This window comes from Vibrio vulnificus NBRC 15645 = ATCC 27562 (assembly GCF_002224265.1).
GTDB classification, from domain to species: domain Bacteria; phylum Pseudomonadota; class Gammaproteobacteria; order Enterobacterales; family Vibrionaceae; genus Vibrio; species Vibrio vulnificus.
In genome coordinates this window covers 2244878-2267549 of the sequence record NZ_CP012881.1, presented here as the reverse complement: position 1 = coordinate 2267549, position 22672 = coordinate 2244878, and the positions used below count along the sequence as shown (strand labels likewise).

Annotated in this window: 18 protein-coding genes; 10 read left to right on the top strand and 8 right to left on the bottom strand. The window is 49.3% G+C overall.

Annotation, left to right across the window (positions count from 1 at the left end; genetic code table 11):
- Positions 1-61: 61 nt before the first annotated feature.
- On the top strand, positions 62-991 hold the full coding sequence (locus AOT11_RS10545) for a zinc transporter ZntB (RefSeq protein ID WP_017420250.1): 930 nt from the start codon (positions 62-64) through the stop codon (positions 989-991).
- 3 nt (positions 992-994) lie between these two features.
- Here the strand turns inward: AOT11_RS10545 and AOT11_RS10540 are convergent, their stop codons facing one another.
- Positions 995-2095, bottom strand: a complete 1101-nt coding sequence (locus tag AOT11_RS10540) for a GNAT family N-acetyltransferase/peptidase C39 family protein (RefSeq protein ID WP_017420251.1) — start codon at positions 2093-2095, stop codon at positions 995-997.
- A 66-nt stretch (positions 2096-2161) separates the two neighbouring features.
- Here AOT11_RS10540 and AOT11_RS10535 point away from each other — a divergent pair, with 66 nt between their 5' ends.
- Positions 2162-3613: a RimK family protein gene (locus AOT11_RS10535; RefSeq protein WP_017420252.1), complete on the top strand. Its 1452-nt coding sequence runs from the start codon at positions 2162-2164 to the stop codon at positions 3611-3613.
- A gap of 91 nt (positions 3614-3704) precedes the next feature.
- Here AOT11_RS10535 and AOT11_RS10530 read toward each other — a convergent pair whose 3' ends face one another.
- Complete coding sequence (locus tag AOT11_RS10530) at positions 3705-4889, bottom strand: NnrS family protein (protein ID WP_026060786.1); 1185 nt, start codon at positions 4887-4889, stop codon at positions 3705-3707.
- 134 nt (positions 4890-5023) lie between these two features.
- On the opposite strand from AOT11_RS10530, the gene AOT11_RS10525 reads away from it, so the two are divergent.
- Positions 5024-5578: a gamma-glutamylcyclotransferase family protein gene (locus tag AOT11_RS10525; RefSeq protein ID WP_026060787.1), complete on the top strand. Its 555-nt coding sequence runs from the start codon at positions 5024-5026 to the stop codon at positions 5576-5578.
- Positions 5579-5592: 14 nt separating this feature from the next.
- On the opposite strand, the gene AOT11_RS10520 is transcribed toward AOT11_RS10525, so the two are convergent.
- Entirely contained in the window at positions 5593-5925 is a 333-nt protein-coding gene (locus tag AOT11_RS10520) for a tRNA-binding protein (RefSeq protein ID WP_017420255.1), read from the bottom strand.
- A 167-nt stretch (positions 5926-6092) separates the two neighbouring features.
- On the opposite strand from AOT11_RS10520, the gene AOT11_RS10515 reads away from it, so the two are divergent.
- Entirely contained in the window at positions 6093-7094 is a 1002-nt protein-coding gene (locus AOT11_RS10515) for a substrate-binding domain-containing protein (RefSeq protein WP_017420256.1), read from the top strand.
- A gap of 13 nt (positions 7095-7107) precedes the next feature.
- On the opposite strand, the gene AOT11_RS10510 is transcribed toward AOT11_RS10515, so the two are convergent.
- From AOT11_RS10510 to galE, 5 genes are all read right to left on the bottom strand, one after another.
- Complete coding sequence (locus tag AOT11_RS10510; RefSeq protein ID WP_017420257.1) at positions 7108-8709, bottom strand: methyl-accepting chemotaxis protein; 1602 nt, start codon at positions 8707-8709, stop codon at positions 7108-7110.
- A 222-nt stretch (positions 8710-8931) separates the two neighbouring features.
- Positions 8932-9990, bottom strand: coding sequence for a galactose-1-epimerase (gene galM / locus AOT11_RS10505; RefSeq protein WP_017420258.1), 1059 nt, complete (start codon positions 9988-9990; stop codon positions 8932-8934).
- A 9-nt stretch (positions 9991-9999) separates the two neighbouring features.
- Positions 10000-11160: a galactokinase gene (gene galK, locus AOT11_RS10500; RefSeq protein ID WP_061778586.1), complete on the bottom strand. Its 1161-nt coding sequence runs from the start codon at positions 11158-11160 to the stop codon at positions 10000-10002.
- A 110-nt stretch (positions 11161-11270) separates the two neighbouring features.
- Positions 11271-12323 (bottom strand): UDP-glucose--hexose-1-phosphate uridylyltransferase, encoded by a 1053-nt coding sequence (locus AOT11_RS10495; protein WP_058667173.1) that lies wholly within the window; start codon positions 12321-12323, stop codon positions 11271-11273.
- A gap of 103 nt (positions 12324-12426) precedes the next feature.
- Positions 12427-13446 carry a UDP-glucose 4-epimerase GalE gene (gene galE, locus AOT11_RS10490; RefSeq protein ID WP_061778585.1) on the bottom strand — a complete coding sequence of 340 codons (1020 nt, stop codon included), beginning with the start codon at positions 13444-13446 and terminating at the stop codon, positions 12427-12429.
- 306 nt (positions 13447-13752) lie between these two features.
- Here galE and ebgR point away from each other — a divergent pair, with 306 nt between their 5' ends.
- The 6 genes from ebgR (at position 13753) to AOT11_RS10460 (ending at position 22664) form a co-directional block, all read left to right on the top strand.
- Complete coding sequence (gene ebgR, locus AOT11_RS10485) at positions 13753-14760, top strand: transcriptional regulator EbgR (RefSeq protein ID WP_039447062.1); 1008 nt, start codon at positions 13753-13755, stop codon at positions 14758-14760.
- A complete protein-coding gene (locus AOT11_RS10480) occupies positions 14750-15625 on the top strand; it encodes an SGNH/GDSL hydrolase family protein (RefSeq protein WP_061778584.1) in 876 nt (291 codons plus the stop codon). The genes ebgR and AOT11_RS10480 overlap by 11 nt, the downstream gene beginning before the upstream one ends.
- Before the next feature lie 345 nt (positions 15626-15970).
- Positions 15971-19069: a beta-galactosidase subunit alpha gene (ebgA, locus tag AOT11_RS10475; RefSeq protein WP_061778583.1), complete on the top strand. Its 3099-nt coding sequence runs from the start codon at positions 15971-15973 to the stop codon at positions 19067-19069.
- A gap of 3 nt (positions 19070-19072) precedes the next feature.
- On the top strand, positions 19073-19525 hold the full coding sequence (locus AOT11_RS10470; protein ID WP_017428719.1) for a beta-galactosidase subunit beta: 453 nt from the start codon (positions 19073-19075) through the stop codon (positions 19523-19525).
- A gap of 107 nt (positions 19526-19632) precedes the next feature.
- Positions 19633-21066: an amino acid permease gene (locus tag AOT11_RS10465; RefSeq protein ID WP_026050281.1), complete on the top strand. Its 1434-nt coding sequence runs from the start codon at positions 19633-19635 to the stop codon at positions 21064-21066.
- Between the two features lie 161 nt (positions 21067-21227).
- A complete protein-coding gene (locus tag AOT11_RS10460; RefSeq protein ID WP_017428717.1) occupies positions 21228-22664 on the top strand; it encodes an amino acid permease in 1437 nt (478 codons plus the stop codon).
- Positions 22665-22672: the final 8 nt, after the last annotated feature.

The following is a 22672-nucleotide window of genomic DNA, read 5'->3' as shown; positions in this document are numbered from 1 at the left end:
CCAAACTCCCCCAAGTCGCGTAACTTGGGGTGAGTTTCAATCACCAAAGCGACTCTTTGTTATGGGATTTTTGATCGATCACTGGGATTTTTCCACCACACCAGCAAGCCAGCCAGATAACAACTTTCAAACGATAAACGCGAATCACTGGTACCACTGTGAACGCCATCACCCAGACATTCGCGCTTGGTTACTCGAAAACCAAGTGCCACTTAGCACCGTGAACCATCTATTGGCCGATGAAACGCGCCCCTCTTTCCATCGTTATGACGACGACAGCTTTATGCTGATCTTACGTGGCGTCAATATGAATGAAAACGCTGTGCCGGAAGATATGCTCAGTATCCGAATTCTCTATTTCAATGGCACACTGATCTCCACACGCAAAACATCCTCCAAAGCCATTTCTGAAATTCGCGAAGCGCTTGTTGAGCAAAAAGGTCCCGCGGCGATTGCCGATCTTTTGCTGGCGATTGTCGATGGTTTAACCGGCAAAATGCAGCACTATCTGTTGGATATTGAGGAACAGATTGAGCAGTTCGAACTCGATACCGATCAGATTGGTGACATCATTGAAGTGCAAAAAGCGCTGTTGAGGATCAAGCGCTTTATTCGCCCGCAGCAATACGCCATTGCAGATTTCGCCATGGCCGAACTGAGTTTGTTGGAGAAAAAGCAGCTGATGCTCAATTACGCGTTGAGTAACATTACCCGCATTAACGAAACCATTGATTTCTTTCTGGGTGAACTGGCGCTGCTCAAAGAACAGATTCAGCAGTTACGCGAAGACAAAATCAGCCGCAACAGCTACTTGTTTACATTAATCGCCAGTATTTTCCTGCCTACCAGTTTTTTAACTGGCTTGCTTGGTATCAATATCGGTGGCATTCCGGGGGTAGAATCCCCGCTCGCCTTCTTGTGGTTCTGTATTGGATTGGTGGTCATTTTTGCCGCCGAAGTTTTACTACTCAAGCGGCTCAAATTCTGGTGATGCTTACACTTTTACGCGGTCTGGGTGGATAACCACACAGGCCGTGTGCTTTTGCTTGCCAAAACCGATAATTTGCGACAACGCTTTTTTACTGACCGTCACGTGCGCAGATGCCATCGCCTCTTCTTCCGATTCCGCGTGGGGATCGTGAATAAAGAAAAAACGCTCACTCATGCCACTTAGCAGCACCCAGTGTGGCTCTTTGCTGCCATTAAATCGATAGGTGCTGATCAGCAGCAACACGCTCGCGCCCATACTGATCCATTCTTCCAACTGGCTTTGCGATGGCGGCGCTTCAATGGTGCTCACGGGGTATTCTTCTAACTGCTGACAGAAATCCTGATGCACAATTTCAATCACTTGCTTCTTGTTTTCGTCACGTACACTATCAATGAACGGCGTCGATTTCGCATGACTCCACAGCTCTACCGTGTAACCTCGGCGTGCAGCCGCTAACGCCAAACCATGCCCGCTGCACCCACCGTGCCCTGCGGCCATAAAAATGGTGGTCGCTTCACGCCAAAGCTGCAGCTCTAGCTTGCGTGATGGCTGAAAACTGGCGTCGTGATGGGCAAACGCCATCAGCAAACAAGCCGCACCACAAGTAAAAGGCGTGGTCTGTACGTAGAGTGGCATAGGCAGCAAAGTTTTGGGCCCATAATGCGCCAAACGCTTCTGCATTCGGATCCCATCACTCAAGTCATCATAATAGTGAATAAGGATTTTAAGCTTTTGATAACCAAGCTTTTTGTACAAATTTATTGCGGCACTATTGTCTTCACGAACTTCTAGGCGTAATGTAGTGAAACCCTGTTCGATGGCTGACTGCTCACAGAGTTCAATCAGTGACTGAGCAATCTTCTGCCCCCGAAATTCAGGTCTAACGGCAATCGAATACAATCTTGAGAGTTGTGTTCCTTGATGAAAAAGTAACAGTGCATACCCCGCGAGCTGTTGGCCATTATCTGCCACCAACAAAACGGCATGTTCAGATTGGATAAAACGCTTCATTTGTCTTGGTGCAATTCTATCACCGACGAAAAGTTCCCTTTCCAATCGGTTTAACGCGTCAAGATCGGCAATTTTCGCGACACGAAAATCCATGTAACACCTTCAGGAATAAGTGAGAAAGCACCCTCATCATAGCTCGTTTATTAAGGAAAGAAATAGATGGCAAATCTTTTAATTGTGACTGACCAAACTAGTGATTGGCAGCAGTATTTCCCATCTGAACAAGTGGTTGATGTTGCCCAGTATCTCGACAGTGACTGGCAACACAATCAACGTAGCGTACAGGTGGTGAACCTGTGTCGCGATTATGGTTACATGAGCAGCGGTTACTATTGTTCACTGATGGCTGGTGCACGTGGTCATCGAGTCATTCCGACGGTGACCGCCATTAATGACATCACTCAGCCTCTACTGATTTCATCTGGTTTTCTCAAACTGGGTAAGTTGGCGAAAGATCAAGAGAGCATCAGTTGTAAGATCTACTTTGGTCGTACTGAGCACAAAGGTTTAGAGAAACTTGCCCGTCGTCTGTTTGAACAGTTTATGGTGCCCGTCATTGAGTTAAAAATGACCAAAAACCAGCATAATTGGCAAGTTGACTCTGTTGCGCCGTTTCCTTTCCAAGAACTTAACGATACGGAAGAGAACTTCTTTATCGAGTCACTGGAACTGTTCTCCAACAAGATTTGGCGTAAACCCAAACAAGAGAAAAAATATCGTTACGACATCGCGATGCTGATTGATGAAGAGGAAAAAATGCCCCCTTCATGCCCACAAGCGTTGAAACGCTTTAAACGTGCAGCATCGCGCTTAGGGATGAACTTAGAGACCATCTCTAAAGATGAAATTTCTCGTTTGGGTGAGTTTGATGGCTTGTTTATTCGTAGCACCACCAACATCAGTAACTTCACCTACCGTTTTGCTAAAACCGCGGAAAAACTGGGCCTAATCGTGATGGACGACTCTGAGTCGATCATGAAGTGCACCAACAAAGTCTTTCTCACTGAGTTGCTGAAAAACAACAAAGTGCCCGCGCCAGCGAGCGTTATTTTGAAAAACTTTGACCCAGAATGGAAAAGTGATCTGCTCAATGAGCTGGATTTCCCAATGGTGTTGAAGATTCCAGACGGCGCATTCTCACGTGGCGTGGTGAAGGTACGTAACGAAGAAGAGTTGGAAAAAGAAGCGGCAGCGCTGTTTGAAAAAAGTGAGCTAATTTTGGCACAAGCCTTTATGCCAACTGACTTTGACTGGCGTATTGGTATTTTGAACCGCCAAGCGATTTTCAGCTGTAAGTACATGATGAGTCGCGGCCATTGGCAGATCTACCAACACCACAATAGTGGCCGAGTGTCGTCCGGTGGTTTTGAAACCTTGGATTTGAAACAAGTGCCGAAAAACGTGGTTGATGTGGCGCTCAAAGCCGCCAACTTGATTGGTAACGGTCTGTATGGTGTTGACCTCAAAGAAGTGGATGGCCAAGTGTATGTCATCGAAGTCAATGACAACCCAAGTATTGATCATCACGTTGAAGATGCTTTCCTTGGCGATTTGCTCTACGACCGTGTGATGACCGAGTTCTTACGCCGCATTCAAATGCGCGGGTTTTAACATCCCGCTTCAATGCACTTTTAAGCAATAAGCTTTGAATAGCAAAAAGCCACTCCTCGTGAGTGGCTTTGTTGTTTATCTCATGCAGAGCTTAGCCCGGGTGACCATCAGCTCGCGGCGTCACGAGCATATAACCAAACTTCCAGAGAAACAGTGTAAACGCGAATACCCACAGCGCGGCACTGATGTCGATCCAGATAAACAGTTGTGCGGGCGCAAAAATGACACCAAAACTGCGCACCAAAGCCGCGAGGAAGAGTGCGCCAAACGCCAGACTCATATTCGGCCCTTGGTAAATCATTCGTCCCGTGTGCCCCATGGTGACTCGCGCAATCATCGCCAGAATAAGCCCAGCCAAAGCCCCAATCGCAAATAAGTGGATCAAGTTGTGTGACGCGAACGGATTATCCAGCAAACCGCGCAACAGCAGACTCAGCGGTAAACACAGATAAGCGGCGTGCAACGACCAAACCAACGGCTCACTTAGGGTCAACCAAGGTTTCCAACGGATAAAGCGCACCAGTTGCGCCACACCCGCGATCACCATCAGTGGCTGTCCAAGTTGTGCCATGGTCACTGGGAAAAAGCTGAGCAAAAACAGCATCACCAAAGGTAAGTTTGCCACCCAATCAAGCCAAACAATTGGATTGGCTTTTTCAAAGTTGAAACGACGAGCGGTAAAGAATGGGATCACGCGTGCCCCCATCACCGACAGCAGCAAGGTGAACCACCAGAGCATCGCTTGCCAAACTGCCGAAGAGGTAAATGGCGGCATGCCTTTTATTGTCGCGTAGCTGGCAAAATTAGCACCAATCGCCAACAAAAACAGTGGGACGAAAAAGAGATTACGCCAACCTTTGGCCTGCACCACTCGACTACCGATTTCAAAGGCCACCAAAGCAAGAAACAGCGCTTCAATGCTGGAGGTTAGCCACAGTGGTGCTGGCGTCCAAAGCAAAATTCTCGGCAGCAACCACAGTGCCACCAGCAGTGCCAAACGATAATGTTTGGTGCCGTTGATGCCCGTCCAGTTTTGTACCGCGGTTAACAGGAACCCAGCCACGATAGCCATCGCAAAACCAAACAGCATTTCATGCACATGCCACCACAGTCCTGGCACCTGGAGTTGCGCTGGCTGACCGGTTTGAAAAATCCATACCCACACTGCAATAGCGATAATGGCGTACACCGAGCCTAATAAAAAGAAAGGTCGAAAACCCAGTCTCAGCCAAGCGGGAATTTTTTCTTCCACTTTTTTGTCAGTAATATTTAGCACGTTTCGCCCCCTCCACATGCTGATTAAATTCACAACAAATGCAGTGTAGCACTAAAGATGCATTAAAAATACAACTTTAAAAATTTTACCTCTTAGGTATAACGGTCATTAGGAATATGGCTCAAGGAATACAGATGTACATTTTTGGTTATGGCAGCTTAATCAATGCTGCGTCGCGTCAATTGACAGGTCAAACGGGTGAGGCTATCCCGGTGATTGCTCACGGCTTAGTGCGCTATTGGGGCAAAGTCGACGACAGCTACATTCTCTCACCGTTGGTTGTAAACCGTGGCGAGAGCCAAGTAAATGGTGTGCTACTGGAAATTGATGATCGTGCACTCGCTGAGTTCGATCGCCGAGAGAGAGGCTACCATCGCATTGAAATTACGCCAGATCAGATAGAAACCGACCACGCATTCAATCGTGCCCATCCAATTTGGGTGTATGTAAAAGACGATCCGCAACCACCCTGCCCTCTGAGCCCGATCATGCAAACGTATGTCGATACGGTACTCGCGGGATGCTTAGAGATCTCCGAAGCGTTTGCCCAACATTTTGTGCAATACACCGTAGGCTGGCATTTTCCTAAAGAAGACGATCGCCACGCGCCAAAATATGGCAATTTGGCTGGAGTGGAGCCACATCACTATCCATTGATTGACGCGCTCATAATACAAAAGGGAGCATGACGCTCCCTTATCAACTACACAATTCTCACTCCCGCCGGCATCGCTCTTTCTGGCGTTAAGAGAACACTTTCGCTTTCATCGTCCGTTTCCGCGCACAGCAACATGCACTCTGAGGTTTCTCCACGCATTTTCGCTTTGGCAAGGTTGCACAACACCACCACTTGTTTGCCCATCAGCTCTTCTTCGCTGTAATACGGTACAAGGCTAGTGACGGTTTGCAGCGTTTTCTCGCCAACGTCTATTTGTACGATATAGAGTTTGTCTGCATTCGCATGACGGGCGACTTCAATAATTTTCCCAGTACGAATTTCCAGCTTGGCAAAATCAGCGTAAGCGATCGTTTCCATGTAAGATAACCTCAGTAAAGTTTTACTAAAAAGATAACGTTTACACTATCATTAGGGCCTGATATTACAAGTGGTAAAGATCGCATTTTTAAAATGAAAATTCACAGTTATTTGCCTAATTTACAGTTCAGAGGTTTAATGAGAGCAGCATAGAAATGAGGTAACACATGGCCACAATTAAAGATGTCGCTCGCGAAGCAGGCGTTTCCATCGCCACCGTCTCACGAGTGATTAATAAATCGCCCAAAGCCAGTAAAGCGTCGATTGAATCCGTCACCCTAGCAATGGCCAAATTGGGATACCGCCCTAATGCCGCCGCCAAAGCGTTGGTGAGCCAAAGCACCAATACCATGGGCGTATTAGTCGGTGATGTATCGGATCCCTTCTTCGGCACGCTGATTAAAGCCGTTGATGAAGTGGCCCATGAAAATGGCAAGCACCTACTGATTGGTAATGGCTATCACAATGCCGAGGAAGAGCGCAGAGCCATTGAACTGCTGATCAATAGCCGTTGCGATGCGCTGGTGATTCATTCTAAAGGCTTGAGTGACGAAGAGTTGCTGTCATACGCGCAAGAAGTCCCGAGCTTAGTGATCATCAATCGCCATATTCCACAAATCGCGCAACGCTGCATTTCCCTCGATAACTACAAAGGAGCCTATTTGGCTACAGAGTATTTGATTCGCCATGGCCATCAACACATCGCCTGCATTTCATCGAGCCACAAAATTGAAGACGCCGACGCGCGCATCGCTGGGTATCTCGCCGCATTAAGAGACAATCACATTGAGCTCTCTAGTGCGTATATCGAACAAGGCGAGCCCAATAGTGATGGTGGGGAAACGGCAATGACTAACTTGCTAACAAAATCTCTGCCGATCACTGGCGTGGTGGCTTACAACGACTACATGGCGGCAGGTGCGCTATCGGTATTGGATGAGAATGGCTTAAAAGTGCCAGAGCAAGTCTCGATGATAGGATTCGATGATGGTTTGATTGCTCGCTATGTCAGCCCTCGCCTCACCACCGTGCGCTATCCAATACAGATGATGGCAGAGAAAGCGGCAAGACTGGCGATCGATTTGGCTCACCAGCAAGAGGCAGACCACAGCACCATGATCTTCTCACCCACTTTGGTAAGAAGAGATTCTGTGGCCAAGCTCTCTTAGCGCCTTTTCCTCATCAAAGCTTAAATCGCGTCATCTTCTGATCAAGCTGGCGCGACAAATCGGCCAAGGTTTCACTCTCTTCCGCTAAGAAGTTGGCCGCTTGCGACATCTCCATCGCCGCGTCATTGATACCACTGACGTTGCGATTCATCTCCTCTGCCACCGCGCTCTGCTCTTCCGCTGCCGTGGCGATCTGCGTTGCTTTATCGCTCACGTGACGAATGTGATTGACGATCAATTGCAAATCCTCTCCCGCGTGCTCCGCTCGAGCGACACTGCTTTGTGCCAGTGATTGGCTTTTCTCCATCGCCGCCACGGCAGAAACGGCTAACTGCTGCAGTTTATTGATGGTGGTTTGTATTTCATCGGTCGATTGATGAGTGCGCCCAGCCAGATTTCGCACTTCATCAGCCACCACCGCAAAACCCCGCCCTTGCTCTCCTGCCCTTGCCGCTTCTATTGCAGCATTGAGTGCAAGCAAATTGGTCTGCTCTGAGATACTGCTGATCACATTGGTGAACTCGCTGATCTGCATCACCCCTTCTTTGAGCTTGGCGACCTGATCATTGGCCACTTCGAGTTCAACAGACAGCGACTTAATGCTGTCCACGCTGGAATGCACGTCTTTATCGCCCAAGTTGGCTTCTTTGGTCGCATCCAGCGTATCTCTGGCGGTGTCCTCGGCGTGGCCGGCCACATCAGCAACCGTTGCGCTCATCTCATTCATTGCCGTGGCTAACTGATTCAGTTGGTCTCGCTGGCTCAGCACCGCTTGGCTGGTCTCTTCCGCTGATGATGCAATGCGCACCGCGGCATCAGCCACCTCGGAAGCAGATTGAACCGATTCAAACAGCGCCTCTCTGACCGAGCCGATACTCTGATTGATGTCCTGCGCCAAGCGGCCAAATTCATCTTTACCCAACACCGCCACTTGAGCGGTTAGATTTCCTGCCGCGACTTGCTTCATACTCTGGCGAATGGCATTTAACGGCTCAATCACCGCGCGGCTAATCAGCATCCCCAGTGCACTCATGACCAAGGCAATCGCGAGAGTGGCAATGCCCATTTTCAAAATTTGTTGATTCACCGCCGCTTCGATATCGTCCAATAACATCCCAGCGCCAATGATCCAGCCCCAAGAAGCAAAACCGTGCACCACTGAGAGTTTGTCTGCAGGTTGACCGCGACTGTTTTGCCACAGATAGGTGAGTGAGCCTGTGCCCCCCGCTCGGCCTAAATCCACCATGGTGAACCAAAACTGACCATCGCTGCCATTGCCCATCTGCTGGCCAACCAACTCAGGTTTGATCGGATGCACTACGGTATTGCGATTTTCATCAATGACAAATAGATAGTTGTTTTCATCAAAACGCGTGGCTGAGATCAACGCCTTGGCCAGATTTTGCGCCTCTGATTTGGCGTATGTTTGGCTGAGTGATTCCACTTGTGACAATACCGTATGGATTACGGCGTTCAACCGCGCGTGACGCTCAGCAATCAAGTTCGTTTTGAGAGTATTAACAGAGATAAACAGTAGGAGTAGGAATCCTAAAATTCCGACAGCAACAATCATTGCCAGCTTATAGCTGACTTTCATATTTCTTAGCTTCAACATGACGTACCCATCCCGACAGAGATTCTGACTCAGATTTTCAAGGCTGATAGATTTGTTATTTTTATAACTGCTCTTTATAGAATGGTAGAGGGGAAACGCTTTGCCACTGGCAACACTGAGTTTGTTAACTGGATCACTAAAAAATATGCAACCAAGAGCATTGATTGCTTTTGAGGAAAGAATGAAAAAGGCTCCAACATGCAGAGCCTTTTATTTAAACATCTAAAAATCAAAATGATAGGAGGTAAAGTAACGATACTCTTCGCCAGGAGAAAGCAGGCAACTGGGTTGTGGCCAATCCGAATGGTTCGGCGAATCAGGCAAAAATTGGGTCTCCAGCGCCAATCCTGCGTAGTCTCGATATTCACTGCCACTGCGGTTTGGTGTGCCTGCCAACCAATTACCCGTATAGAGCTGAATGGCGGGTTTGTTGGTACAAACAGACAAACGAATCAACTCATCAGGCGAGGTCACACACGCAACGGGCAGAGACACATCGCGCTCTCGTTCAAACAAATAGCTGTGATCATACCCTTTGGCACATTGTTGCTGCTCATCTTGTAGCAAAACTTCACCAATGGCTTTTTCAGTATTGAAATCAAAACTGGTGCCAGAAACCCTTCGCAGCGTACCCAATGGAATGCCAACGTCATTGGTCGGCAAATAGCACGGGGCATTTAATACCAACTTATGCTGCAAGCAATCATGCCCCGATTCCGCCCCCATTAGATTGAAATACGCATGGTTAGTGAGATTCACTGGCGTCACGGCATCGGTTGTTGCCCAGTAACGAATGGTCAGTTGATTCTCGTCGGTCAACTGATACTTCACGTTAACGCTAAGATGGCCGGGAAACCCCTGATCGCCATTTGGAGATTCGAGTGAAAACGTCACTTCGCTACTTGATTGCGATTCAATGTGCCAACGTCGTTTATCAAAACCTTGCGCTCCACCGTGCAAACAGTTCCCCGCTTGGTTTACCGAAACTTGGTACACCACATTATCAATCGAAAAAAGCCCATTGGCGATGCGATTTGCATAACGCCCGACGGTTACCCCCATGTAACTTGCCTGACGCTCGAAGTTCTGCATCGTCCCCACGCCTAACAGAACTTCTCTTCGCTCCCCGCTCGCCAACGGTAATTGGCAACTTAGCCAAGTCGCGCCAATGTCCATTAAAGTCACAGACATACCCGCACGATTTGACAGTTCCACTAATTGGGCAGGCTGGCCATCAAAGGCCGCCTGCTCAGTCATAGTTTGGTTCAATTGAGCAATCATCCCGCCGTCCTACAGCACTTCAACCAAACCCGCGCCATCTTTGGCTTGGCACACGTAGATGGATTCTTTTAAGCCTGTGGCCGCTTGGTATTTCGCTGCCACAGTGGCTTTCACGTCATCAACCAGTGCCGGTGGTACAAGTGCCACAATACAACCACCAAAGCCACCGCCAGTCATGCGCACGCCGCCTTGGTCACCAATCACCTCTTTGACGATCTCCACCAGCGTATCGATCTCTTTTACCGTGATTTCGAAATCATCGCGCATTGACGCATGAGACTCGGCCATCAGCTCGCCCATACGCTTCATGTCGTGCGCTCGCAGCGCTTGCGCCGCTTCCACAGTACGATCGTTTTCTGTGATGACGTGACGGGCACGTTTTGCCACCATTTCATCCAGCTCAGCAACTTTCTCGTTGAACTGCTCAATCGTCACATCGCGCAGCGCTTTCACACCGAAAATGCGCGCCGCTTCTTCACATTGCTGACGGCGAGTGTTGTATTCACTGTCGACCAAACCACGTTTTTTATTCGAGTTGATGATCACGACAGCCATCTCTTCTGGCATCGAAACCGATTCTGTTTCTAGGCTACGGCAATCCAATAGCATCGCGTGATTTTCACGCCCTTCCGCGGAAATCATTTGGTCCATGATGCCGCAGTTACAACCAACGAATTCGTTCTCGGCTTGCTGACCGTTTAAGGCGATTTCCGCTTGGCTGATCTCAAGATTGAACAGCACTTTGAACGTCTGGCCAATCACCACTTCCAACGCCGCCGATGAGCTCAAACCCGCACCTTGAGGCACGTTGCCGCTGACTGAAATATCCGCTCCCGTGAACGCGTAACCGCGTGCAAGAAGGCACTTCACTACGCCGCGAATGTAGTTTGCCCACATTTTGTCTTGCTGGAAGGTTATGGCTTGCGTGATATCGAACTCGTCCACTGCGTTGCCGTAATCGACTGAGACCACACGCACGAGATTGTCTTCACGCTTTGCTGCTGCAACCACGGTTTGGTAGTTAATGGCACATGGCAACACAAAACCATCGTTGTAGTCGGTGTGCTCACCAATTAGGTTCACGCGTCCAGGCGCTTGGATGATGTGGCTTGGTGCGTAACCCAGCACTTGTTCAAAGGCGGTTTTCACATTTTGGATAAGTTCAGACATAGGGACGTTCTCTTAGCATAGTAATTTGATGGGGGATAGCGCGTTGAGCCTAACTTTCTATCGGTAAAGTCGCGCTATCCCGTGATTCGTTATCAGTCCAATTTAATGGCTTAGCATTCTTTGTAATGGACATCACTCACATCACGCAGACGCTGCGCCGCCTGCTCTGCGGTAAGGTCTCGTTGGCTTTCTGCCAGCATTTCGTAGCCCACCATAAACTTGCGAATCGTCGCGCTACGCAGTAACGGCGGATAGAAAAGAGCATGAAGTTGCCAATGGTCGATGTCAGTGCCTTGCTCAAAAAACGGCGCGTAGTGCCAACCCATTGAGTAAGGGAAAGAACACTGAAACAAGTTGTCGTAGCGGCTGGTCAGCTTCTTAATCGCTCGCGCTAAATCGTCTCGTTGCTCATCGCTAAGTTCGCTCATACGGCGAATGTGCGTTTTCGGCAGCAGCATAGTTTCGAATGGCCACGCCGCCCAGTAAGGTACCACCGCCAACCAGTGCTCGGTTTCCACCACGATGCGCGAGCCATCTTTGAGTTCCGCTTGCACGTAATCCACCAGCAAGTTGCTGCCGTGTTCTTGATAGTACGCTTTTAGGTTGTGCTCTTTACGCTCAATTTCGTTTGGTAAGAAGCTATTCGCCCAGATCTGACCGTGTGGATGCGGCTGAGAACAGCCCATGGTCTCGCCTTTGTTCTCGAATGCTTGAACCCAAACGTACTCTTTGCCGAGCTCTTCAATTTGTTCGTTCCAGGTCTCAATCACGCCGCGAATTTTTTCCACTGGCAGCTCAGGTAAGGTTTTGCTGTGATCTGGCGAGAAGCAAATCACTCGGCTTAAACCGCGCACACCTTGGGTTTTGAATAGCGGGTTGTCTGACTCCGGCGCATCCGGTGAGTCCACCATCAAAGCAGCAAAATCGTTCTTAAACACGTAAGTGCCTTGGTAATCTGGATTAACATCGCCAGAGACACGTTCGTTAGTTGGACACAAGAAACACTTCTCATCGTAACTTGGCAATTCATCAATGGCCGGTTTCTCATCGGCGCCGCTCCAAGGACGTTTTGCACGATGAGGGGAAACCAAAACCCACTGCCCCGTCAGCGGATTAAAACGGCGGTGTGGATGATCCACAGGGTTAAACTCAACATTCGACATAGTACTTACTCAACTCTTCAAATTTCTTCAAAATTCTTCAAAATTCTTCAAACTCAGCTTCCCAACACCGTGAGAAGCGCAGATGACAACGCAGAAACGTCAATTACGCTGGGGAATAGCCATTAGGATTGTTTGACTGCCAGTTCCACGTATCGGCGGTCATTTCCGCCACCGAACGTGTTGCCTTCCAGCCAAGTTCGCGCTCGGCTTTTTCTGTGCTTGCCCAACATTCGGCAATGTCACCCGGACGACGCGGGCATAACTCGTAAGGCACCGGTTTACCGCAAGCGGCCGCGAACGCCTCCACCATCTCAAGTACGCTCGAACCTTTACCTGTGCCTAAGTTGTAAATGTGCAAACCCGATGTTGCCCCGACCGATTTCAATGCGGCGATGTGGCCATCGGCCAGATCCATCACATGAATGTAATCGCGCACGCCCGTGCCATCAGGGGTTGAGTAGTCATTGCCAAACACGGAGAGTTTTTCACGGCGACCAACGGCTACTTGGGCGATAAACGGCATCAAGTTGTTGGGAATGCCTTGTGGATCTTCCCCCATGCTGCCCGATGGATGCGCACCAACCGGGTTGAAGTAACGCAATAAAGTAATGCTCCAGTCATTTTCCGCGTGGAACAGATCGCTTAAACATTGTTCCACCATGTATTTACTGCGCCCGTATGGGTTGGTGGTGGCGCCTGTTGGTGAATCTTCCGTAATCGGAACGATTTCTGGGTCACCATAAACCGTCGCAGACGAGCTGAAGACGATGCTTTTCACGCCGGCTTTGCGCATGCAGCGCGCCAGCACCAACGAGCCATTGACGTTGTTGTCGTAATATTCGAGTGGTTTTGCCACCGATTCGCCAACCGCTTTGAGGCCAGCAAAGTGGATCACCGCTTGAATATCATGCTGGGCGAACACGGAGTCCAAAAAGGCTTCGTCACGAATATCACCTTGGTAGAAGGTAGGTTGCTTACCCGTGAGCGCTTCAATACGGCTTAACACGTCCACTTTCGCATTGCATAAGTTGTCGACGATGATAGGTTCCATACCGGCTGCCATCATCTGCACACATGTATGGCTACCGATGTAACCCATGCCACCTGTCACTAAAACGTTCACCCTTGCCTCTCCTGATCTCAAATTTGCTCAATGGCTTTGCTTGTTTAAAAGCTTACCAAGCATGTTGGATCGGGTTCCGTGATCCAATTCGCAAAGTGTAAACGTTTTCACTGCTTTTCATAAACAATCCTTTTTACACTGAGATTTAGTGAAAGACATTCCACCACACAGCGAGTGTTCCAGTATCATAAAAACACTCATGACTCGATTTTTACTAAAAAAACGGATGCATCACGCAGCCTCTTGATTACAATAGAGAACAGATGAATTCACTCAGCACAGTGCGCTGTGCCAACAGGAAGAAGAATGGCTACGTTAAAAGATATTGCCACGGAAGCGGGCGTTTCCCTGGCCACGGTGTCGCGAGTGCTCAATGAAGACCCGACCCTGAGTGTCAAAGAAGAGACCAAACACCGCATCTTAGAAATTGCGGAGAAACTGGAATACCGCACCAGCAGCGCGAAAAAGAACAGCATTGCCGCCGTGCCGGCCCATCATTTCCTAGCATTGTACAACTACAAGCCAGAAGCTGAGATTAACGATCCTTACTATCTCTCTATTCGCCATGGCATTGAAACCCAGTGTGAAAAACTCGGCATCGATTTAACCAACTGCTACGACAGCAAAATCGACCCCGACGTGAAAAAGATCACGGGTGTCCTTATGGTAGGCAAAACCACCCCAGCCGCGATGCTGCGCGCCAGCAAGATGACCGACAACATCTGCTATCTCGATTTTAGTGATGACCATGGCAACTTCGACAGCGTGGATATTGATCTGGTAAAAATCAGTAAAGAAGTAACCGATTTCTTTATCAGCCAAGGTTTTGATCGCATTGGTTTTATTGGCGGTCAAGACGAACCCGGCCAAGCCGACATTCGTGAAATGGCCTTTGCTGAATATGGTCAGTTGAAAGGCGTGGTCAATGATGCGGACATTTATCGCGGCGATTTCTCCAGTTCATCTGGCTACAAGTTGGCAAAAAGCATGTTAGAACGCAGTGATTATCCGAAGGCGCTGTTTATCGCTTCCGACTCCATCGCGATTGGCGTGCTGCGCGCTTTGCTCGAACATGGGCTCAACATTCCCCGCGATATTTCGCTGATCAGCGTCAACGACATTCCCAACGCCAGATTCACTTTCCCGCCTCTCTCGACGGTGAGAATTCACTCGGAAATGATGGGCATTCAAGGCGTTAACTTACTGGTTGAAAAAGCGCGTGATGGCCGAGCACTGCCGCTTAAAGTGTATGTGCCAAGCAAACTCAAGCTCCGAGGAACGACGCATGAGAGAGGAAGCATACATGAACAGTGAGAAACTGCTTAAAGAGCTGGAAGAAAACGCCTGTCTTGATCTGCATAAACTCTATTACGCCAACCCAGACAAGCGCTTTTATGCTCTGCTGGCGGAGCTTTACCAGTTACGCAAACAACATGGGCTGACAACACGTTTATCTCCCTACGTCACGGAAATTGAATCTCTGACCAAAGCGCTAGGCCTGACCAAAGAACGAAGTCTTAGCGATGAGCAAAAGGGTCACACCGTGGCAGCAGAGCAATTTGACCACTTAGTTGAAACGCTCGACTTTAACCAAAGGGCCCACCGCATGAGTCGTTTTATTTTGACCAAAGATAACCACAAAACGTTTAGTAAACCGGTTGAGCTGGTGATGTACGGCGATTCCATCACCGAGTGGGGCCCTTGGCACGATGCTTTTTCCGGTTTTCAAGTCGCGAATCGCGGGCTTGCGGGGGATACCACCGCAGGCATGCTTGAGCGCATTGACACCACGTTGGTGTGTCAACCAAAACTGGTGTGCATCATGGCGGGGATTAACGATTTGGCGCAAGGCTACTCGGTGCAACAAGTCGTGGAAAACTACCGTCGAATGCTGGCCATTTGGCAAGAACACGGCATTGAAGTATGGGTGCAGTCCACGCTTTATGTGGGGGAGCGAATGTCATCATTGAACCCACTGGTCAGCGAGTTAAATCGTCAATTGAGGCAAATATGTCAGGCGCAATCGCTGCGTTTTATCGACCTCAACGCCACGCTCAGCCCAGAGCAGACACTGCCTCTTGAGTGCAGTTGCGATGACTTACACCTTAACTCGCACGCTTACGCACAATGGCTCTCTGTGCTCACGCCAATGCTGGATGCTCGTTTCGCTGCGGCATAAGGCGATGACGCCACTTTTATCCAAAGCACGCTGAGCGTGCTTTATTTTTATCTTTATTTTTCAATAAGTAAAGTGTAAACCTTTTCCGTTTTTGCCGTATTCCCTCTTCACTTAACACTCCTATCCGCCACGGAAAAGCCGCTAAAACTGGTTAAACATTATTCTTTAACTCGGATCACACCTTTCACTCTTTCCCACTGAGAATTCGTGATCAAGTTAAAGTAAAACGTTTTCACTAATTCTATTTAGTAAAAGTTTTACTAATATATTTTCCAGATATCCAAATCTCTATTTAACAGAACGTCGGCGGATCCTTTGATCGAAGTCGCCGAGGGGAGAAAAAACGTGAACAACTGGGAAAACTTCCTTCATTTACATGAGAACAGAATGGCGCCGCGTGCGTACTTCTTCTCCTATGATACCGTTCAACAAGCTCAAACCTTTCAGCGTGAGTTGAGCAGCCGCTTTATGCTGCTAAGTGGTCAGTGGCAATTTCATTACTTCAGCAACCCAATGCTGGTACCTGATGAGTTTTACTCACAAACCATGAACGACTGGGGGCACATTACCGTACCCAACATGTGGCAAATGGAAGGCCACGGCGATCTTCAATACACAGACGAAGGTTTCCCATTCCCAATTGATGTGCCTTTTGTACCAACCGACAACCCAACGGGCGCTTATCAACGCACCTTCACTTTGGGCCCTCAATGGGACGACAAACAAACCATCATCAAGTTCGATGGCGTAGAAACCTACTTCGAGGTGTACGTCAACGGCCACTATGTCGGTTTTAGTAAAGGCAGCCGTCTTACTGCAGAGTTCGACATTTCTGCCTACGCACAACAAGGCGAAAACTTGCTCTCTGTGCGTGTGATGCAATGGGCCGATTCGACTTACATTGAAGACCAAGATATGTGGTGGACGGCAGGGATCTTCCGTGATGTTTACCTTGTGGGCAAAGAGCCGGTTCACGTCCAAGATCTCACTATTCGCACCGATTTCGCCGACGATTACCAAAGTGCGACGCTCAGTGCTCAGGTTGAATTGGAAAATCTTTCTACCGCGATTGCGTCTGGCTATACGCTGGAATACGCACTGCATGACAAAGGCACTGTCGTAGCCTGCGGCCACTGTGACGCGCTAACCATTCAAGAGACCAGCCACGTGAACTTCGCCATTGATATGGTGAACCCAACGCATTGGACAGCAGAAAACCCTTACCTTTACCACTTGTTCATCACCTTAAAAGATCACCAAGGCAAGGTCGTGGAAGTGATCCCACAACGCGTCGGTTTCCGTGACATCAAAGTGCGTGACGGCCTGTTCTACATCAACAATCAATACGTGATGCTGCATGGTGTCAACCGACACGACAACGACCACCTAAAAGGTCGCGCTGTGGGCATGGACCGCGTGGAAAAAGATCTGATTTTGATGAAGCAGCACAACATCAACTCAGTTCGCACCGCGCACTACCCGAACGACCCGCGCTTCTACGAACTGTGTGATATTTACGGCCTGTTTGTGATGGCAGAAACCGATGTGGAAACCCACGGCTTTGCCAACGTTGGCGACCTAAGCCGCATCACCAATGATGCAGCATGGGAAGCGGTGTTTGTTGATCGCGCAGTGCGCCATGTGCACGCACAGAAAAACCACCCATCGATCATCATGTGGTCACTCGGCAATGAGTCTGGTTACGGTTGTAATATCCGCGCCATGTACGCCGCCACCAAAGCCCTTGATGACACCCGTTTGGTGCACTACGAAGAAGACCGCGATGCTGAAGTCGTCGACGTGATTTCCACCATGTACTCGCGCGCGCAACTGATGAACTACTTTGGTGAGCATCCACACGAAAAACCGCGCATCATCTGCGAATACGCCCACGCGATGGGTAACGGACCGGGTGGTCTAACCGAATACCAAAATGTGTTCTACGCGCATGACCACATTCAAGGCCACTACGTGTGGGAGTGGTGTGATCACGGCATTCTAGCGCGTGATGAGCACGGTCAAGAGTTCTACAAATACGGCGGCGATTACGGCGATTACCCGAACAACTACAACTTCTGTATGGATGGTCTGATTTATCCAGATCAAACCCCAGGCCCAGGCCTGAAAGAATACAAGCAAGTGATTGCACCGGTGAAAATCCGCGCCGTTGAGGGTTGCCACGACCGCTTCATCGTTGAGAACAAACTGTGGTTCACCAACCTAGATGACTACACCATCACCGCTGAAATTCGCGCCGAAGGCGAAACCTTGCGTAGCGTGCAGTTTAAAGTCGAAGCACTGGCCGCCAATAGCGCTCGTGAAGTGAGCATCGACTTGCCAGAATTGGATGAGCGCGAAGCTTTCATCAACTTTACCGTACGAAAAGACAGCCGTACCCTGTACAGCGAAGCCAACCACGACATCGCGGTGTACCAGTTCCAGCTAAAAGAAAACACCGCCACGTTGTCTGCGTTGCTCAACCACAATGTTCAACCATTGGTGCATGAAGAAAGCCGCCTGGAGCACGTGATCACAGGTCATAACTTCACGCTCACTTTCTCGAAAGTAAACGGCAAACTGACCTCATGGCGTGTGAATGGTGAGGAGTTGATTCAAGCAGAGCCAAGATTGAACTTCTTCAAACCAATGATTGATAACCACAAACAAGAGTACGAAGGGCTGTGGCACCCTGCGCATCTGCAAATCATGCAGGAACACTTCCGCACGCTGAGCGTGGAAGCGAGCGAAGAGGCCATACTGATCACCACCAGCAGCATTGTAGCGCCTCCTGTGTTCGATTTTGGCATGCGTTGTACCTACCGCTACCAAATCAACGCGCAAGGACATTTGAACGTGGAACTGAGTGGCGAGCGCTACGGCGACTACCCTCACGTGATTCCGGTCATTGGCTTAGATTTGGGCATCAACGGCAGTTTTGATCAAGTGAGTTACTACGGTCGCGGCCCTGAAGAGAACTATCAAGACAGCCGCCAAGCCAACATCATCGATCTGTACCACACCAACGTGGCGGACATGTTCGAGAACTACCCGTTCCCACAAAACAACGGCAACCGCCAGCACGTGCGTTGGGCATCGCTCACCAACCGTCATGGCAGTGGGTTATTGGTGAAACCTCTGCAAGAAATCAACTTGAGCGCGTGGTTCTACACCAACCAAAACCTGCATCAAGCGCAACATACGATTGAGCTAGAAAAGAGTGGCTACATCACCCTTAACCTTGACCATCAAGTGATGGGCTTGGGTTCAAACTCTTGGGGCAGTGAAGTGCTCGACTCTTACCGCGTGTATATGGATGCGTTCCGCTATGGCCTCACCCTGATGCCATTGCAAGCAGGCGATTGCAGCGCTCAAGTCATGGCAAACCATGATTTCGACAACGCATTTTTCACTTCAACCGATACCAAAATCGTTAACGAGGCGTAACCCATGATCGTGTTAGACAGCTTAGAGCAATTCAAACAGGTATATCGCAACGGTCGTAAATGGAACCGCTGTGTGGAAGCGATTAATAACCTCAACCATATCAAACCCGGGGTGATGCATTCGATTGGTGATTCCTTGGTTTATATGCTGGTGGAAGGCAGCTCTCAAAGCGGTGAAACCTTTACCGGAAACCGTCGTTACTTTGATGTGCATTACTACCTTGAAGGCGGCGAAACCGTAGAGTTTGCCGCCAAATCCGAACTCGAGACCGTGACCCCTTATCGCGATGAAACCGATCGCGAGCAACTGCAAGGCCAAGGAGAAACGCGCCAACTACAACAAGGTCAAGTGGCCATTTTTGAAAACGACAAAGCCTACCGTTTTTGCGGCAACCAAGCGGTAAAAAAGGTGGTGCTGAAAGTGACGATCGAGGATGGCTATTTCCTCAATAAATAAACACTGCCACAGCAAAAAATAGACCAATAAAGATAAATAAAGACGAGAGCGACAGCATGAACTGTCGCTCCACCCTACAAAATAACGTGCCTCTTCGGAGAAAAAACATGTCTGATACTAAACGGAACACCATAGGTAAATTCGGCCTCTTGTCCCTGACATTTGCCGCTGTGTTTAGCTTCAATAACGTCATTAACAACAACATCGAGATCGGACTGGCATCAGCGCCGATGTTCTTCTTAGCGACCATTTTTTACTTCATCCCTTTCTGTTTGATCATCGCGGAATTCGTTTCGCTCAATAAAAACTCCGAAGCGGGAGTTTACGCTTGGGTGAAAAGTTCACTGGGCGGCCGTTGGGCTTTCATCTCCGCTTACACCTACTGGTTTGTTAACCTGTTTTTCTTTACCTCGTTGCTGCCGCGCGTCATCGCCTATGCGTCTTACGCGTTTTTGGGCTACGAGTACATCCTTACCCCGTTTGCCACCACCGCATTGAGCATGCTGTTGTTCGCTTTTGCCACTTACGTCTCCACCAATGGCGCGAAAATGTTGGGCCCGATCACTTCAGTAACCTCTTCACTGATGCTGCTCCTCACACTCTCTTACATCTTGCTCTCTGGTGCTGCGCTGCTCGGTGGCGTGCAACCGGCGGACCCAATCACAGTGGAAGCGATGGTGCCAGAATTGAGTTGGGCCTTCCTCGGCATTACTACTTGGATCTTCATGGCTGCCGGCGGCGCTGAATCGGTCGCGGTCTACGTGAACGATGTGAAAGGCGGCTCAAAATCGTTCGTTAAAGTGATCATCGTGGCTGGCATCTTCATCGGTGTGCTTTACTCGGTTGCTTCCGTGTTGATTAACGTGTTTGTTTCCAGCAGCGAGCTGAAATTCACTGGCGGCTCAGTGCAAGTGTTTGAAGGGTTAGCGAGCTACTTTGGCTTACCTGAAATTATGATGAATCGCTTTGTTGGTTTGGTCTCATTCACCGCGATGTTTGGCTCGCTACTGATGTGGACTGCAACCCCGGTTAAGATCTTCTTCTCTGAGATTCCAGAAGGCATCTTTGGTAAGAAAACGGTGGAACTGAACGAAAATGGCGTGCCAGCGCGTGCCGCTTGGATTCAATACGCCATCGTTCTACCGCTCATGGTGATCCCAACATTGGGCTCAGACACCGCGCAAGATCTGATGAACACCGTGATCAACATGACCGCAGCCGCATCGATGCTACCACCGCTGTTCATCATGCTGGCGTATCTGAATCTGCGTCTGAAACTCGACCATCTCGAGCGCGATTTCAAAATGGGCTCTCGTATGACGGGCATTGTCGTGGTTTCGATTCTGATTGGCATCTTCACGGTTGGATTCTTGGCCTCCACCTTCCCAACCGGAGCCGACATCATGACCATCATCTTCTACAACGTTGGCGGCATTGTGATTTTCCTTGGCTTTGCTTGGTGGAAATACAGCCAGTACGAAAAGTCACTCAACAGTGAAGAACGCGCGAAAGAGGCCAGCCCAAGCGCCGTCCTTCCATAAATGACGCTCAACCATTCTAGGTTGATGACCGAAAACTTGGGCAGAGAAAAACGCTCTGCCCTTCACCCTGCCCGCCCCCATAACAACTCTAATGGCTGGCAGATTATTTTCATTCACTGATCCATTTTTTTGTTTTACTGCAGACGGATACGGGAGGAACTATGTCTGAATCACTGCGTGGCACCATAGGCAAATTTGCCTTGCTGTCGATGACCTTTGCGGCGGTTTTCAACGTGCGCAATATCGTCAACAACAACATCGAACTGGGGCTCAGCTCTGCCCCCATTTTTCTCTTAGCAACCGTGGTCTATTTCATTCCATTCGTGTTTATTATTGCCGAATTTGTTTCTGCTAATAAGAACTCAGAATCCGGCATGTATGACTGGTTGAAAAAGCCCTTAGGCAGCAAAGCCGCTTATTTGGGCTCCTTTCTCTACTGGTTTGTGAACCTGTTCTGGTTTGTTTCCTTACTGCCTAACGTCATTGCCTATGCGTCTTACGCCATGTTGGGTTACGAATACAGCTTCTCACCCATGGTGACGTCACTCATCTCGATTGTGTTGTTTGCCTTCGCCACTCACATCTCTACCAAAGGCGCGAGCTGGCTGGGCAAGATCTCTGAAATTGTCGCCTATGGCGTGTTTGCTTTGTTTGCCATTTATGTGTTGGGTGCGCTGATGGCCCTCGGTGGTGATCACACCCCCGCCGAGCCCATCACGTTACAAGCGATGACCCCAACCATCAACTGGGCAACCCTTGGCATCATGTGTTGGATTTTCCAAGCTGCCGGTGGTGCGGAAACCGCAGCCGCTTACCTTAACGACGTCAAAGGCGGCCATAAATCCTTTATCAAAGTGATCATCATCGCCGGTGTAGTGATCGGCGCGATGTACGCCATCGGCTCGCTCTTGGTCAACGTGTTTGTTGCGCGTGAAAACCTCACTTACGCAGGCGGCATGGTGGAAATTTTCACCGGCATGGCGAATTACTTTGGCATCTCACAAAGCTTGGTTGGCCGTTTCGTTGGCATCATTTTGTTCATTGCGATGTTTGGCTCAATGATGATGTGGACCGCCGCTCCGGTGAAAATTCACTTCTCTGAAATTCCAAAAGGCGTGTACGGCGAGAAAACCACGGAGCTGAACGAACACGGTGTTCCTGTACGCGCCGCGTGGTGGCAATTTGCCTTTGTGTTCGTGATGCTGGTGGTGAATGGCTTTGGTTCGGAATCGGTGCAAGACATGATGAATCAAGCCATCAACCTCACCGCAGGAACGGCGATGCTTCCACCCATCTTCATCATGGTGGCGTACTTTGTCTTCCGATTGAAGTTCGACGATACGCCACGAGATTTCCGTATGGGCTCACGCAAAGTGGGAATGAGCATCGTATCCGTGCTGATTGCCATCTTTGTTGTCAGCATGACGGCGTCTGCCTTCCCAACCGGTGTTGACTTGGTGAGAGCCTTCTTTATCAATGTCTTCATGACCGCGGTGTTCTCTGGCCTTGCTTGGTGGTGGATCTCTCGCTTTGAGAAAAAGCAGGCGATGAACTCCCATGAGCCAGAGGCCAAACACACCGCCTCGCAAACTCAATAACGTTAATA